The organism is Actinomycetota bacterium, from assembly GCA_030776625.1.
In the GTDB taxonomy this organism is placed as follows: Bacteria; Actinomycetota; CADDZG01; order CADDZG01; family WHSQ01; genus MB1-2.
Genome location: JALYHL010000005.1, coordinates 75157 through 90086, shown reverse-complemented (window position 1 = coordinate 90086; position 14930 = coordinate 75157). Strand labels below are relative to the sequence as shown.

Here is a 14930-nt window from a genome sequence, read left to right as displayed (position 1 = left end):
GTTTGTCGGCACCGTCACGACCGTGGCCGGCCGAGGGTCACCCGCCGAGTGGGCCGGCTCCAGTTCCCGCCGGTCCTCCGAGATCCCCTACCTCGTCGACTCACCGCCTCCAACGGTGAGCCCTGGCGCTAGATCCGGTCCTGCACTACTCCTCTCGCCACCAGGATACCCAGGAACGGTCCGTCGGCGCGGCTAACCGAGGTGGCTAGTGACGGCGCCCGCCAGGCTTTCTGCGGTCTGGCGAGCGACGGTGCCATCGGCGGCTTCGACCATCACTCGGATCAACTGCTCCGTCCCCGACGCCCGAAGCAGCACCCGGCCGTCCTCGCCGAGGCGCGCTTCGGCTTCTGCGACCTGCTGCCACAGCGCGTCGGCCCCCTCCAGCGCGTCGCGCGACCGCACCGGCACGTTGATCAGTATCTGAGGGAACGGCTCGAAGACGTGGGCGAGGCTCGACAGCTTCTGGTCGGACGCGGCGACGGCAGACGCAACCTGCAGCGCGGTCAGGACGCCGTCACCGGTCGTGCTGTGCTGTGCGAAGACGATGTGACCCGATTGCTCGCCCCCGATGACGGCGCCCGTGTCCAGCATCTCCTGAACGACGTGTCTGTCGCCTACCGGAGGCGTGCTCACCTCGATCCCACGTTCGGCCAGAGCGCGGCGGAAGCCTAGGTTGGACATGACGGTCCCGACGACCAGGTTGTGAGCTAGCTCTCCCTTCTCTTTGAGCCGCAGCGCCGACAGCGCGAGGATCCGGTCCCCGTCGACCTCCCGCCCCTCTTCGTCTACAGCGAGCACACGGTCGCCGTCGCCGTCGAAGGCGAACCCGATGTCGGCCCCGGTCGAGACCACCTCCCGTGATACCTGTGCAAGATCGGTAGAGCCACAGCTCACGTTGATCCTGGAGCCATCCGGCTCTGCGTTCAGCACCGACACCGTCGCTCCGGCCCCTTTGAAGGCGCGCGGCGCTACCGCGTAGGCGGCTCCGAACGCGCAGTCCAGCACCACGCGCAACCCCGACAGAGGCTCGTCGACGGCGCCGAGCAGATGCTCCAGATACCGCTCCACTCCATCTTCGAGAGGCGAGGCGGTGCCTATATCTCGTCCCTCGGGCAGCTCCGTCGGGACGTCCACCAGGGCGTGTTCGATCGCGTCTTCGACGTCCTCGCCGACCTTGTAGCCGAGATCGGAGAAGAACTTGATCCCGTTGTCGGCGACCGGGTTGTGCGACGCGGAGATGACGGCGCCGGCGCGGGCCTTCTCCGCGGTCGTCAAGAAGGCGACCGCGGGTGTCGGGATGATCCCCGCGAGACGCGCCTCGGCGCCCGCCGAACACAGCCCCGCGACCAGAGCGGACTGCAGCATCGGGCCGGACAGCCGGGTGTCCCGGCCAACCACGACGGGGCCACGCTCGGCGAGCACCACGCCGGCGGCGCGACCCAGCGCAAGGAGAAGATCCGGCGTCAGGTCCCGGTTGGCGACGCCCCTGATCCCGTCGGTTCCGAAGAGCTTCGGCATGTGACGCATCTTCGCAGGTCGCCGTCGCGGCGGTGCCGCGGTAGAAAGCGAGCGTGAAGCTGTACGCCGAGGTGCCGCGCTTCCGGAACCGCCAGATCCTCCAGGACCTCTCGCTCGTCGCCTGGGTCTTGTTGTGGGTTCGCATCGGCTTCCATGTGCGGGCTCTGGTGGACCGCCTGGCGGAGCCGGGGAGGGCGGTCGAGCGCGCCGGGGAAGGTTTCGCGGGCACGCTGCTGGAGATCAGCGCCAAGGTCGCGGAGGTCCCTCTCGTGGGGCCCTCACTGCAGGCGCCGTTCGGCGCCGCCGGAGAAGCGGGGGCCGCGCTGCAACGGGCGGGCGAGGCCCAGCAAGACGTGGTGCACGCGCTCGCGCTGTGGCTGGGGACGCTTCTGGCGGTCATCCCGATCTCCTATGTCGCGTACAAGTACCTGCCGGATCGACTGCGGTGGGTGCGGGAGGCGTCCGCGGCGGATAGCCTCCGGATAGACGCCGATGACCTCCATCTGTTCGCGCTGAGGGCGGTCAGCCGCCAGCCTCTCTACGAGCTGAAGCGGGTATGCGCCGATCCCGCGGCCGCGTTGCAGAATGGTGACTACGAGCCCCTGGCGAGGCTGGAACTAGCGTCGCTGGGTCTGAAGATCCCGGCTGCGCCCCGCGAAGTCCCCCGCTAGCTCCGAGGAAAGGCCCCCCTGATCGCGCTGTCGAACGCAACGAACCGATTCCTTCACGCATGCCGCGGCGAGCCGGTCGACGCCGTGCCGGTGTGGTTCATGCGCCAGGCCGGCAGGAGCCTTCCCGAGTACCGGGCGCTGAAGGACCGCTACACGATCCTGGAGCTGTGCCGGCACCCGGAGCTGGCGGCGGAGGTGACACTGCAGCCGGTGCGTCGCCTCGGCGTCGACGCTGCGATCCTCTTCTCCGACATCGTCGTGCCGTTGCAGGCGATGGGCATCCCGCTGGAGATCAAAGCCGGTGTCGGCCCGGTGATCGAAGGTCCCGTCCGCTCCCGCACCGACGTGGCGTCGATGCGGCTGCTCGAGCCCGAGTCCGACGTGGACTACGTGCTGGAGGCGATCAGGCTGCTGCGCAAGGAGCTCGAGGTCCCGTTGATCGGCTTCGCGGGAGCACCTTTCACGCTGGCGAGCTACCTCATCGAGGGCGGTCCGTCGAAGAACCACGCGCGCACGAAGGCGATGATGCTCGGGGAGCCGGATGCGTGGGAAGCGCTCATGGACCTGTTGTCCCGCAGCGTGCTCCTGTACCTCCGGGCGCAGGTGGAGGCCGGGGCCCAGGCGGTCCAGCTGTTCGACAGCTGGGTCGGACACCTCGACCCGCACGCCTACGAGCGCCACGTGATGCCGTGGGTCAAGACGATCTTCGAGGGGCTGCGCGACCTCGACGTGCCCACGATCCACTTCGGCATCGTCACCGGCGAGCTTCTCAGCCACATGAGCCGAACGGGCGCCCACGTCATGGGCGTCGACTGGCGGGTGCCGCTCGACCAGGCGCGGCGGCGGGTGCCGCACGCGATGCCCGTCCAGGGGAACCTCGATCCAGCGGTGTGCCTCGCGCCGCGAGAGGTGCTGGAGCGGGCCGCGACCGACGTACTCGAACGCGGTGGGGGCCGGGGACACATCTTCAACCTGGGACACGGGGTCCTGCCCGAGACCGACCCGGGCGTGCTCACGGCGCTCGTCGAGCTCGTGCACTCGTGGGAGGTGCCGGGATGACGCGAGCGGCCGTGCTCGCGATGGCGTACGGGACACCCATCGACCTTGACGACGTCGACCGCTACTACACCGACATCAGACGCGGAGTGAGGCCACCGCCGGAGCTGCTGCAAGAGCTGACGGGTCGTTACCGCGCGATCGGCGGCCGATCGCCGCTGCTGGAGATCACGCGCGCTCAGGCGAGAGGGATCTCCGAGAGGGTCGGCATGCCCGCATACGTGGGCCAGAAGCACTCCCCACCATTCGTCGCGGATGCCATGGCGGAGCTGCAGCGCGACGGCATCGAACACGCGATCGGGCTCGTCCTCGCGCCTCACTTCTCCACCATGAGCGTCGGCGACTACGAGCGCAGAGCCCGGATCGCGGCCGACGCGATCGGATGGACAGGCACGCTCACGATGGTGGAGAGCTGGCACATCGAGCCCGGATACATCGAGTGGCTGGCGGAGAGAGTGAGGGAGACGCTGAGCTCATTGCCGTCGGAGGTGCAGCGGGACGCGCTCGTCGTCTTCAGCGCGCACAGCCTTCCCCAGCGGATCCTGCAAAAGGACGATCCCTACCCGAGACAACTCGCAGAGACCGCAGAGGCCGTCGCGCGCGCGGCCTCCGTTGCACGCTGGCGCACCGGCTGGCAGAGCGCGGGCCGCACGCCGGAGGCTTGGTTGGGCCCCGACATCTTGGAGATCATCGAGGCGGAGTCGGCGCTCGGAACGAACGCGATCGTCGTCTGTCCCTGCGGATTCGTCGCCGACCACCTCGAGGTTCTCTACGACATCGACATCGAGGCCGCCGCCGCCGCAGATCGCGCGGGGATGGTTCTTGCGCGGACGCGCGCGCCGAACCAGGACCCAGAGTTCCTGGACGCGGTCGCCGCCGTCGTGCGCCGCTGTCTCGCAGCAGCCGGCTGATGCACCTCGTCGTCATCGGCGGCGGGATAACCGGGCTCGTCGCTGCATTCAGGGCATCGCAGCAGCCGGGTACAGAGGTCACGCTGTTAGAAGCTCGCGGTGGGGTCGGCGGGAAGATCGACACGATCCGTCTCGAGGACGCGCGGATCGAGCTGAGCGCGGACTCGTTCCTCCCTCGCGATGACCGGCCCCTGCGGCTGTGCCGCGAGATCGGTCTAGCGGAAGAACTCGCCTCTCCGGCGGACTTCGGCGCGTGGGCCTATAGCGGGGGCCGCCTGCAACGATTCCCGTCCGGAACCGTTCTCGGCTTCCCAACCTCGATCGGTCAACTGATGCGGAACGACCTGCTGACGACGAGAGGGAAGCTGCGCGCGGGGCTGGATCTCGTCTCACCCGGACGTCTCACGGGGCCGGACGTGTCGGTCGCGACCTTCACCCGCCGGCAGCTCGGCGCGCAGGTGCTGGATCGGCTGGTGGACCCGATCCTGGCCGGGACGCGGGCGGGTGACACCGAGGAGATGAGCCTCGCGGCCGCGATCCCCCCCGTCGATACCGCAGCGCGCTGCAGTCGCAGCATCATCCGCGGATTGCAGCGGACGATGCCCGCTGCCGCCCACGCAACACCCGCTTTCGTCGCTCCGCGGGCGGGCATGCACCGGATCATCGAGGCTCTCGAGGACGCGATGCCCGCGGTCGACATCCGCCGGTCGGCCGCCGTGCAGGCGCTTAGCCGGTCGGCGACCGCCTTCGACATCGAGCTGGCGGACGAGACGCTTCGAGCGGATGGGGTCATCGTGGCCACACCGTCAGATGCGGCCGCCGAGTTGCTGCGGCCCCTCGCGCCCGACGTCGCCGACGAACTGGGCGGGATCCAACATGCCTCGTCGGCCGTCATCAACCTGCTGTTCCCGCGCGGCGCGATCGGGACGCCGGGGAGCGGAAGCGGTGTCCTGATACCGAGGACAGAGCGCATGACCTTGACGGGTTGCACGTGGTTCTCGACGAAGTGGCCTCATCACGCGGCGCCGAGCGGGCGCATCACGATCCGTTGTTTCGTGGGTCGCGGGGGGCGAGATCCAGCCCTAGAGCTCGCGGACCGGGACCTGACGGGCGTGGTCCTACAAGACCTCGCCCGGGTGCTTCCTGTAAACGCGGAGCCGGAAGCGGCACACGTGATGCGGTGGGACCGTGGGATGCCCGTCTACAAGGTCGGTCACCTCGACCGGCTGACGCGGATCGAGGCCGGGCTGAGCGCGATGCGGGGAATCGCGGTCGCAGGCGCCAGCTACAGAGGCTCGGGGATCCCGGACTGCATCGCGCAAGCCGAACGCGCCGTCTCTATCGTGACAGGAGCACCCCGGGCGTTAGGCTGAGGCGCGGGGTAAATAACGAAAGGAACAGGTGTGTCCGATCTCGCGTTCGCCAACTACGCCGTGTTCAAAGCGGCTTCCGGCGTCGCATCGGACGCCGGTCCTGAGCAGCTCTCTTCGGAGCTCGAGGAGATCTTCACCAAGGCGCAAGACAACGTGCACGTGCGCGGCGTCTACTCGACCGCCGCCTTCACCGCCCGAGCCGACATCATGTTCTGGTTCACCTCGTCTTCGGTAGATCGCATCCACGACTTGCTGGTCGAGCTCAAGCGGAGCTCTCTCGGCCAGCGGCTGGTTCCGGTGGACACCTTCCTGGGCGTCGTTCAACCCGCTGAGTTCGCGAAGGATCACCGGCCTGCCTTCGTCAAAGGCACCGACCCGAAGAAGTACATGACCGTCTATCCCTTCGTCCGAACGCCGGAGTGGTACCTGCTCGACCCGCAGGAGCGCGGCAGGCTGCTTCGGGAGCATGGCGAGGCGGGGCGCGAGTTCCCCGACGTGCTGGCGAACACCACGAGCGCATTCGGGCTGGGTGACTTCGAGTGGATGCTGTGTTTCGAGGCGGACGCGCCGGAGCGCATCGTCGAGCTGATCCGCCGGCTCCGCGCCACGGAGGCCCGGCGCTACACCAAGGTCGAGATCCCCTTCTACACGGGGATCCGCAAGGATGTCGCCGCCGCGATCCACGACCTCACCTAGGAGGAACCGCATGAAGAGAGTCGCTGCCCTCGCGCTGGCGCTCGCGCTCGTCGGGACGGGCTGCGCCGGGGGATCGAAGTCCGAGGACCCGAAGCAGGCGCTGCTCGCCGCGATGGAGCAGACCTCCAGTTCGGAGGGGCTGTCCCTCACGCTCTCGATCCAGTCGACTCCGGAATCGCTGGACGCGCTTGCGCGGGATGAGGGCGGAACCGGGATGGAGCCGGAGGATGCCGACAAGCTCCTGGGATCGTCGGTCACCTTCAGGAGCAAAGGCGAAGGCGCCGAGGGATCGTTCGAGATGGTGGTCAACGTCGCGGGTGAAGACGACTTCGAGATGAGGGCCGTCGACAACACGCTCTACCTGCGCGCCGATGTGGAAGGGCTGATCGAGACCTTCGGGGGCGATCCCACCGAGGTAGCCGCCGGCGTCCAGCAAGCAGAGGCGCAAGGTTTGACCTTCGTGCGACCGGCCGTAGAGGGCGAGTGGATCTCGATCGAGGGGTTCGATCAGGCCCAGCAGCAACTGACGGGCCAAAGCCCACCTCCGGTTCCGGAACAGCAGGAGCTGATGAGGGAGCTAACGGACTCCTTCGAGAAGAACGCGACAGTCACATCCGAGGGCGGAGAGGACGCGGGAGAGCACCTGGTCGTATCCGTCCCGCTGCAGGCGACATACGAGCAGTTCCTCGATGACTTCGCGAACCTAGGCGCGCTGCTGCCGGTCGGGGAGCTCCCCGACATCAGCGAGGTGCCGGAGGAAGACATCCGCATCGACGTTTGGGTGGAGGACGACCGCGTAACCCAGGTGGAGTTCGACTTCCTTCAGATAGCCGACATCGTCGAGGGCGAAGAAGTGCCCGACGGCGTAGAGCAACTGGCTTTCCGCGCTCAGATCGACGAGTTCACCGACGACGTGGAGGCGCCGGAGGGCGCCGTTGCCATCGACCCACAGCAGATCTTCTCGGTGCTCGGAGGTTTGTTCATGGGCGCGAGCGGCTCTGCGTCGCAGAGCGCCCCCGCGGCGCCCGGCAACGACATCGGCGCGGAGTTCGACTGCAAAGACCTCGAAGGCGCACCGCCCGAGGTGATCCAACAGTTCGCGCAGGAGTGCCCCGAGCTGCAACCCTAGGAGGGACTATGACGAGGCTGACGGACGCTCTGGGCGCGAGGTCAGGGCTGGAGACGAGCTCCGGCGACGTCGACATCTACCGACTCGCGGTGCTCGAGGATCGCTTCGGCTCCGACCTCACGAAGATCCCGATGACCGTCAAGGTCTTCCTCGAGAACCTGTTGCGGACGGCGGGGACACGGTTCGCCTCGGAGGAAGACGTCGAGCTGCTCGCCATGTGGGGGTTGAAGCCCCTGGAGGACAAGGAGTTCTCCTTCACGCCGGCTCGCGTGATCCTGCAGGACTTCACCGGCGTTCCATCGGTGGTGGATCTCGCCGCGATGCGCTCCGCGATCGAGCGCGCCGGGGGGGATCCCTCACGGGTGGACCCGCTGGTCCCGGTGGACCTCGTCGTCGATCACTCCGTCCAGGTCGACGCATTCGCGTCCCGGTGGGCGTTCAAGTTCAACGTCGAGCGGGAGTACGAGCGCAACGCGGAGCGGTACTCGTTACTGAAGTGGGCACAGCAAGCGTTCAACGGCTTTCGCGTCGTCCCCCCCGGCATGGGGATCGTTCATCAGGTCAACGTGGAGTACCTCGGGCAGGTCGTGCGAACGCTGGACGGCGACCGTCCCGTGGCGATCCCGGACACACTCGTGGGAACGGATTCGCACACGCCGATGATCAACGGCCTGAGCGTGCTCGGGTGGGGCGTTGGCGGCATCGAGGCCGAGGCGGCGGTACTCGGCCAGCCCATCCCGCTGGTGACGCCGAAGGTGGTGGGCTTCCGTTTCTCGGGATCACTCGAGACAGGCGTGACCGCAACCGACCTCGTTCTCACGGTGACGGAGATGCTCCGCAAGCACGGCGTCGTGGGCAAGTTCGTCGAGTTCTACGGCGAAGGGCTGTCCGGTCTCACCGTTGCGGACAGAGCGACGCTGTCCAACATGTCCCCGGAGTTCGGCGCGACCGCGTCGCTGTTCCCGATCGACGAGCAGACGCTGAGCTACCTGAAGCTGACGGGGCGATCCGGCGACCGTATCGATCTGGTGGAGAGATACGCGAAGGCGCAGGGGATGTGGCGGACGGACGAGACACCGGATCCGGTGTTCACCGAAAAGCTGGACCTCGATCTCTCCACCGTCGTTCCCAGCCTCGCGGGGCCGCGTCGTCCGCAGGACAGAGCCGCTCTGCCGGAGGTGTGGAAGAGCTTCACCGACATCTACGCCGATGAAGCGGCGAACAACACAGGCGTGCGGATCCGGATCGACGCACAGCCCGCCTCGCCCGACCAGCAGCCGGTGCCGGACACGACCGCGGACGGCCCCGCCCCCGAAGCCGGCGCGGTTGCGGACCGCGAGGGGGAAACGGTTCAGCTCAAGCACGGCGCAGTCGTGATCGCGGCAATCACCAGCTGCACGAACACGTCGAACCCGACGGTGATGCTGGCTGCAGGTTTGCTGGCCAAGAAAGCCGTGGAGCGAGGGCTCGCGTCGAAGCCCTGGGTGAAGACCAGCCTCGCCCCGGGCTCGCGCGTAGTGACCGAGTACCTGGAAGCGGCGGGGTTGATCCCCTACCTGGAGCAGCTCGGCTTCCACGTCGTCGGCTATGGCTGCACGACGTGCATCGGGAACTCCGGCCCCCTGCCGGCGGCGGTGGCGGAAGCGATCGACGGGAACAACCTGGTCGTCGCGTCGGTGCTCTCGGGCAACCGCAACTTCGAAGGGCGGATCCACCCGCAGGTGAAGGCCAGCTACCTCGGCTCGCCACCTCTCGTGGTCGCCTACGCGCTCGCAGGCACGGTCGAGAAGGACCTCACGCAGGAGCCGCTGGGAGAAGACGCCGATGGCAACGCGGTGTATCTGAAGGATCTGTGGCCGACGCCGCAGGAGGTGACGGACGCGCTGGCGTCGCTGACCTCGGAGATGTTCCGCAAGGAGTACGCGAAGGTCTTCGAGGGTGAGGAGAACTGGCGACAGCTACCTTCCCCCGAAGGCGCGCTGTACGAGTGGGACCCGGAGTCCACGTATGTGAAGGAGCCCCCGTTCTTCCAAGACCTAGCCGAAGAGCCCGCTCCGCCCACCGACATCACGGGCGCCCGCGCTCTGGCTGTCGTCGGGGACTCCGTGACGACCGACCACATCTCGCCGGCCGGAGCGATACCGCCCGCGTCCTCTGCGGGCGAGTACCTCCAATCCCATGGCGTCGAGCCCCAACAGTTCAACAGCTATGGCTCGCGCAGGGGCAATCACGAAGTCATGGTCAGAGGCACGTTCGCCAGCATCCGTTTCCGCAACAAGCTCGCCGGAGGCAAGGAGGGGGCCTGGACGCGCCACCTCCCGGACGGTGGAGAGATGCGCATCTACGACGCCGCTATGAAGTACGCCGAGGAAGGAACGCCGCTGGTCGTGATCGCGGGCAAGGAGTACGGCTCCGGCAGCTCTCGCGACTGGGCCGCGAAGGGGCCGAACCTGCTGGGGGTGAAGGCCGCGATCGCGGAGAGCTTCGAGCGGATCCACCGCAGCAACCTCGTCGGGATGGGGATCTTGCCGCTCCAGTTCATCAACAACGAGAACCCCGAATCGCTCGGGCTGACCGGCGAGGAGACCTTCGACATCACCGGCATCGCCGACGGACTAGAGCCGCATGCCGAACTCACGGTCACCGCCCGCGGGAACGACGGACCCACGAAAGAGTTCAAGGTGGAGTGCCGGATCGATTCGGCCGTAGAGCTCGACTACTACCGGAACGGAGGGGTTCTGCAGATGGTCCTACGGCGCATGTTGAAGGAGTCGGACTAATGGGGCTGATCATCGATTGGGTCGCCGTAGACGCGCACGACCCGGAGAAACTAGCGCGCTTCTGGGCGGACGCGCTCGACTACAAGATCGAATACGACTCGAACCAGGACTTCGAGAACGATGGTAGCGAGCGCGAGGTCGTGATCGCTCCACAGACGGGCCACGGCCCCCGTCTCTTGTTCCTCCTAGTGATGGACGAGAAGAAGGTGAAGAACCGGCTCCATCTCGACCTGCGCCCCGGTGATCAGAACGCGGAGGTCAACCGGCTCGAGCAGCTCGGAGCGCGCCGCGTGGACATCGGACAAGGAGACGTCACCTGGGTGGTGCTGGCGGACCCTGAGGGCAACGAGTTCTGCGTCCTGCGCGCGCAGGCGGGCGACGACACCAGCTCGTCCCGCACTCAAGCAGATCGAGACATCACGAGGAACTCGTGAGCAGACGCAGCGACTCAGACCCTTTCGGAGCAGCGGTGCCGTGGCCGGCGGCGGCATCGGACACCACCAGTTGGAGCCTGTTGCGGCAGGCGGTCGACGAGACGGCGGGACAGCTGGTGGGGCTATTGCGGTCGGTGCGGAACCCGAACGCGACCGCGATCGGCGAGTGGTCGATCCGCGACGTCGCCGTGCACCTCGCTGACGTCTTCACGAACTACCCGCGCTACCTGATGGGAGACGGACCCCTGTTCGCCGATCCGATGCAGATCACCGCGCACAACGCGGAGGTGGTGGCGGCGGGAAGAGACATGCAGGTGGAGGAGGCAGCGGATCGCATCGCTTCGAGCGCCCTCGAGCTCTCCGAGATGCTGGCGACGCGGCGCCCCGACGAACGCGTCACCTGGCACGGCGGTATCGACCTGGGCCTGAGAACCTTCGTCGCAGTCCCGCTTAGCGACGGGATGATCCACGCGCACGACATCGCTACCGCCGAAGACCGCTCGTTCAAACCGGACCCCGCCCACGCAGCCGCGACCCTGATCAACCTGGCCGACCTGCTGCCTCACTACGTGAACCCACAGAGCGCGGCGGGGTTCTCGGCGGTTTACGAGCTCCGCCCGCGCGGGGGCGAGCGTAGGCTCCTCACGTTCCGGAATGGCTCGTTGACGGTGTCGACCGAGGGGCGAACGCCGGACTGCATCGTGTCCGCCGACGCCTACTCGTTCATGTTGATCGGCTACAACCGGCTCGGGCAGATCCGCGCGGCGCTCACCGGGAAGGTCGTGGCGTGGGGCCGGAAGCCGTGGCTCGCCCTGAAGCTGCCGAACCTGATCGCTTCTCCCTGAGCTGACCTCGCGCCGGCGCGCAAAACCTGCGTTTAACGCAAGATTTCTACAAAAGCGATCTCAGGGACGGGGGCGGGGGCTAGCGCTTGGAGTACTGAGGAGCCTTGCGCGCCTTCTTCAACCCGTACTTGCGCCGCTCCTTCTCGCGCGCGTCCCGGGTCAAGAAACCGGCCTTCTTCAGCGCGGGGCGAAGGTCCGGGTCCATGTCGGCGAGCGCCTTGGAGATCGCGTGGCGCAGCGCGCCGGCCTGGCCACTCGGGCCGCCGCCCTCGATCTTGGCGATGATGTCGTAGCGACCCTCCGTGTCGGTGAGACGGAGCGGCTCCGCGATGATCATGCGGTGCGTCGCGCTCGGGAAGTAGTCCTCCAGGGGGCGGCCGTTGATCTCCCAGCGGCCGGTGCCGGTCAGGATCCTGGCGCGGCAGACGGCCTCTTTGCGGCGGCCCGTGGCGCGGGTAAGCAGGTCCGCCATCTCTACAACACCTCTTCCACGGTGTGGGCTTGATCTGGGTTGTGCGGCGCTGCGACGTCGCGCAGGTCGAGCGGCTTCGGGTTCTGCGCGGAATGTGTGTGCTCGGGGCCCGCGTACACCTTCAACTTCTTCAGCATCGCCCGCCCCAGCCGATTGCTCGGAAGCATCCCCTTCACGGCCTTCTCGATCGCCATCTCGGGGCGTGTTGCCATCAGCTTCGAGTAAGGGACCGACCGGAGGCCGCCCGGGTAGCCCGAGTGGCGGTGCGCCTGCTTCTGAAGGAGCTTGTTCCCGGTGAGGACCACCTTGGACGCGTTGATCACGATCACGTGGTCACCTGTGTCGAGATGCGGCGCGAAGTTCGTCTTGTGCTTGCCGCGCAGGCGCTTCGCGACCTCAGAGGCCAGTCTGCCGAGGACCACTCCCTCGGCGTCGACCAGCCACCAGTCGCGCGTTATCTCGCTAGGTTTCGTTGAGTGGGTGTTCATTCCATCCTCAATCCGGGCTCTAAAGAGCCCCGTGTTCCAGAGAAAGTGCAGGATAACCCATCGTTGCCGCCCTTCAAGAGCCCGCGGTGGCGGCCTGGTACGGCCTCTTCCAGCCGTCGTCGTACTCCACCGATACGAGGCACAGCCCATGCGGCGGCGCCACCGGTCCCGCCGCGGCTCGGTCCCGGGCGGCGAGGATCTGCGGGACGGAGTCCGGTGAAGCCTTCCCTTCTCCGACCTGGATCAACGTCCCGACGAGCGAACGCACCATCTGCTGGATGAAAGCGTTCGCCCGCGCCCGGATGCGGACGATCTCTCCGGCGCGCCGGCAGCTGAGCTCGTAGAGGTTGCGTTCGGCCGACGAATCTGGCTCCGGAACGCGCCCGAAAGAGGTGAAGTCATGGGGGCCGAGCAAGTGGCCTGCGGCCTCGCTCATCGCCGCCAGATCGAGGCGGCCTGGGTGGTGCAGCGTGGTCGCGGCCAGGAACGGGTCCGGCGCGTCTGCTTGCAAGATCGCGTAGACGTACGTCCTGGAGCGAGCGCTGAACCGGGCGTGGAAGTCCTCCGCCGCGCGCGCGGCCGCCCATATGGAGATGTGCGGCGCCAGGATCGCGTTGAGGGCGTCTCGGATGCGCTTCGGGTCCACATCTTCGGAGAGGTCGTGCACGCTCATCACCTGTCCGAGCGCGTGCACGCCGGCGTCGGTGCGTCCGGCAACGTTCGTTCGCGCCTCGGCCCCCAGCAGCTTCGCGAGCGCGGACTCGATCTCACCCTGGATCGTCCGCACCTCAGGCTGGCGGGCGTAACCGCGGAAAGGGGCGCCGTTGTAGGCGATATCGAGACGCAGGTTCAAACGACGAGCGAGAGCCGGTGCTACTTGTTGTCGGTGAGGTTCCCCTCGGGCACGCCGCCGGCCGAGATGTCGTGGGGCCCGTCCGGCCCTCCCGCGACCTGCTCGGCTTCGGAGTCCTCCGTCGAGGTGTCCTGCGCCTGCTGCTGCGCTGCGGCGGTGTCGGCCGCGACTCCCGGAGCATGCTGGATGTCCGGCCCCGGCCCCGTGCCGGCGGCCGCCGCCTGTGCCCCCTGCGACCGCGCGGGCTTGTCCTGCGGAAGGTTCTCCTCAGCGCCTCTCCGCCTCCGCGGTGCGCGCAGGCGGCGCTTCCTGCCGCCGTCGCCTTCGTCGTCGGTAACGACCGTGGCCCGCCCCTCGTCCACGAGCTCGACGAGAACCATGGGCGCGTTGTCCCCGTTGCGCGGCCCGAGCTTCAAGATCCGGGTGTAGCCGCCGTTGCGATCCTCGAAGCGAGGCCCGATGTCGCTGAACAGCTTGTGGACGATCTCGCGGTCCTCGATCACCGAAAGCACCTGGCGCCGGTCGTGGATGCTGCCCTTCTTCGCCTTGGTGATCAGCCGCTCCGCGAAGGGCCTGAGCAGCTTGGCTTTGGCCTGCGTCGTCTTTATCCGCTCGTGGTCGAAGAGCGACAGAGCGAGGTTCGACAGCATCTGGCGCTGGTGCGCGGAGTCCGCGCCCAGCCTCGGACCTTTCTTCGGAGTTGGCATCAGAACTCTTTGTTCCGGAGGCCGAGGCCGATCTCTTCCAGCTTCGCCTTGACCTCATCGATGGACTTCTGGCCGAAGTTACGGATCTCCAGCAGGTCGTCTTCGGACTTCTGGACGAGCTCCCCCAGCGTCGTGACGCCCTCGCGCTTCAGGCAGTTGTAGGAGCGCACCGTCAGGTCCATGTCCTCGATCGGCTTCGCCAGGACACCCGAGACCTCGTCCTCACCGGGCTCGGGCCCGAGGTCCAACCCCGTGCCCTCACCGACACCGGCGAACAAGCTGAAGAGGTTGACGAGCGTATCGCCGGCGGACGACAGCGCGTCCGAGGGCGAGATCGAGCCATCGGTCTCCACGTCCAGGATCAGCCGGTCGTAGTTCGTCATCTGCTCGACGCGCGTGGGCTCCACCTGGTAGGTCACGCGACGCACCGGCGAGAAGTTCGCGTCCAGCGGAATGCTCCCGATCGCCTCTTTCGGAGCGGTGGTAGCAGCGACGTACCCGCGTCCTTGCTCGACCCGCAGCTCCATCGACAGGGTCGCGTTCTTGTTCAAGGTCGCGATGTGGTGATCCGGGTTCAAGATCTCGATCCCGGCGGGAAGCTCGATGTCGCCGGCGGTGACCTCCGCGGGGCCGCTGACACGCAGCCTTACGTTCGTCGCCTCTTCGTTCTCGCTGCTGATCACCAAGCTCTTGAGGTTCAGCACGACATCTGTGACGTCCTCGGTCACTCCGTCGATCGTCGAGAACTCGTGCAGCACGCCGTCGATCTTCACCTGCGTGACGGCCGCACCCAGGATCGAGGAGAGAAGCGTCCGTCGCAGCGAGTTCCCCAACGTGTAGCCGAAGCCGGGCTCCAGCGGCTCGATAGTGAACTTCCGACGAACGTCGGAGATCTCTTCGTCTGAGATCTGTGGACGTTGGACGATAAGCAGATCCATGTGACTCCTCTCCTCTCCCCCGCGGGGGTACTACTTCGTGTGGTGCCCGAAGAGCGTTC

At 67.2% G+C, this 14930-nt stretch carries 15 protein-coding genes; 9 read left to right on the top strand and 6 right to left on the bottom strand.

The annotated features are described in order from the left end of the window. Nucleotides 1-192 precede the first annotated feature (192 nt). Complete coding sequence (gene glmM, locus M3N53_09560; GenBank protein ID MDP9068569.1) at nt 193-1518, bottom strand: phosphoglucosamine mutase; 1326 nt, start codon at nt 1516-1518, stop codon at nt 193-195. Between the two features lie 53 nt (nt 1519-1571). On the opposite strand from glmM, the gene M3N53_09555 reads away from it, so the two are divergent. From M3N53_09555 to M3N53_09515, 9 genes are read left to right on the top strand one after another with little or no spacing between them, the layout of a single operon-like run. Next, nucleotides 1572-2189: a hypothetical protein gene (locus M3N53_09555; GenBank protein ID MDP9068568.1), complete on the top strand. Its 618-nt coding sequence runs from the start codon at nt 1572-1574 to the stop codon at nt 2187-2189. A gap of 18 nt (nt 2190-2207) precedes the next feature. Then, nucleotides 2208-3248 (top strand): uroporphyrinogen decarboxylase, encoded by a 1041-nt coding sequence (gene hemE / locus M3N53_09550; GenBank protein ID MDP9068567.1) that lies wholly within the window; start codon nt 2208-2210, stop codon nt 3246-3248. Next, nucleotides 3245-4156, top strand: coding sequence for a ferrochelatase (hemH, locus tag M3N53_09545; GenBank protein MDP9068566.1), 912 nt, complete (start codon nt 3245-3247; stop codon nt 4154-4156). The genes hemE and hemH overlap by 4 nt, the downstream gene beginning before the upstream one ends. Further along, nucleotides 4156-5529: a protoporphyrinogen oxidase gene (hemG, locus tag M3N53_09540; GenBank protein ID MDP9068565.1), complete on the top strand. Its 1374-nt coding sequence runs from the start codon at nt 4156-4158 to the stop codon at nt 5527-5529. The genes hemH and hemG overlap by 1 nt, the downstream gene beginning before the upstream one ends. 30 nt (nt 5530-5559) lie before the next feature. Beyond that, entirely contained in the window at nt 5560-6225 is a 666-nt protein-coding gene (locus M3N53_09535; GenBank protein ID MDP9068564.1) for a chlorite dismutase family protein, read from the top strand. A 10-nt stretch (nt 6226-6235) separates the two neighbouring features. After that, complete coding sequence (locus M3N53_09530; protein MDP9068563.1) at nt 6236-7354, top strand: hypothetical protein; 1119 nt, start codon at nt 6236-6238, stop codon at nt 7352-7354. Between the two features lie 8 nt (nt 7355-7362). Further along, nucleotides 7363-10134, top strand: a complete 2772-nt coding sequence (gene acnA / locus M3N53_09525) for an aconitate hydratase AcnA (GenBank protein MDP9068562.1) — start codon at nt 7363-7365, stop codon at nt 10132-10134. Further along, nucleotides 10134-10568 carry a VOC family protein gene (locus tag M3N53_09520; GenBank protein MDP9068561.1) on the top strand — a complete coding sequence of 145 codons (435 nt, stop codon included), beginning with the start codon at nt 10134-10136 and terminating at the stop codon, nt 10566-10568. Before acnA ends, M3N53_09520 begins: the two co-directional genes overlap by 1 nt. Further along, the gene (locus M3N53_09515; protein ID MDP9068560.1) at nt 10565-11413 is read left to right on the top strand and encodes a maleylpyruvate isomerase N-terminal domain-containing protein; all 849 of its coding nucleotides are present in this window, start codon (nt 10565-10567) and stop codon (nt 11411-11413) included. The genes M3N53_09520 and M3N53_09515 overlap by 4 nt, the downstream gene beginning before the upstream one ends. Nucleotides 11414-11492: 79 nt before the next feature. Here M3N53_09515 and rpsI read toward each other — a convergent pair whose 3' ends face one another. The 5 genes from rpsI to M3N53_09490 all read right to left on the bottom strand — a co-directional run bounded on the left by rpsI (nt 11493) and on the right by M3N53_09490 (nt 14865). Further along, nucleotides 11493-11885, bottom strand: coding sequence for a 30S ribosomal protein S9 (gene rpsI / locus M3N53_09510; GenBank protein MDP9068559.1), 393 nt, complete (start codon nt 11883-11885; stop codon nt 11493-11495). A gap of 2 nt (nt 11886-11887) precedes the next feature. After that, nucleotides 11888-12373, bottom strand: a complete 486-nt coding sequence (gene rplM, locus M3N53_09505; GenBank protein ID MDP9068558.1) for a 50S ribosomal protein L13 — start codon at nt 12371-12373, stop codon at nt 11888-11890. A gap of 73 nt (nt 12374-12446) precedes the next feature. Then, a complete protein-coding gene (gene truA, locus M3N53_09500; GenBank protein MDP9068557.1) occupies nt 12447-13226 on the bottom strand; it encodes a tRNA pseudouridine(38-40) synthase TruA in 780 nt (259 codons plus the stop codon). A 20-nt stretch (nt 13227-13246) separates the two neighbouring features. After that, on the bottom strand, nt 13247-13933 hold the full coding sequence (gene rplQ, locus M3N53_09495) for a 50S ribosomal protein L17 (GenBank protein MDP9068556.1): 687 nt from the start codon (nt 13931-13933) through the stop codon (nt 13247-13249). Beyond that, nucleotides 13933-14865, bottom strand: a complete 933-nt coding sequence (locus M3N53_09490) for a DNA-directed RNA polymerase subunit alpha (GenBank protein ID MDP9068555.1) — start codon at nt 14863-14865, stop codon at nt 13933-13935. The genes rplQ and M3N53_09490 overlap by 1 nt, the downstream gene beginning before the upstream one ends. Nucleotides 14866-14930: the final 65 nt, after the last annotated feature.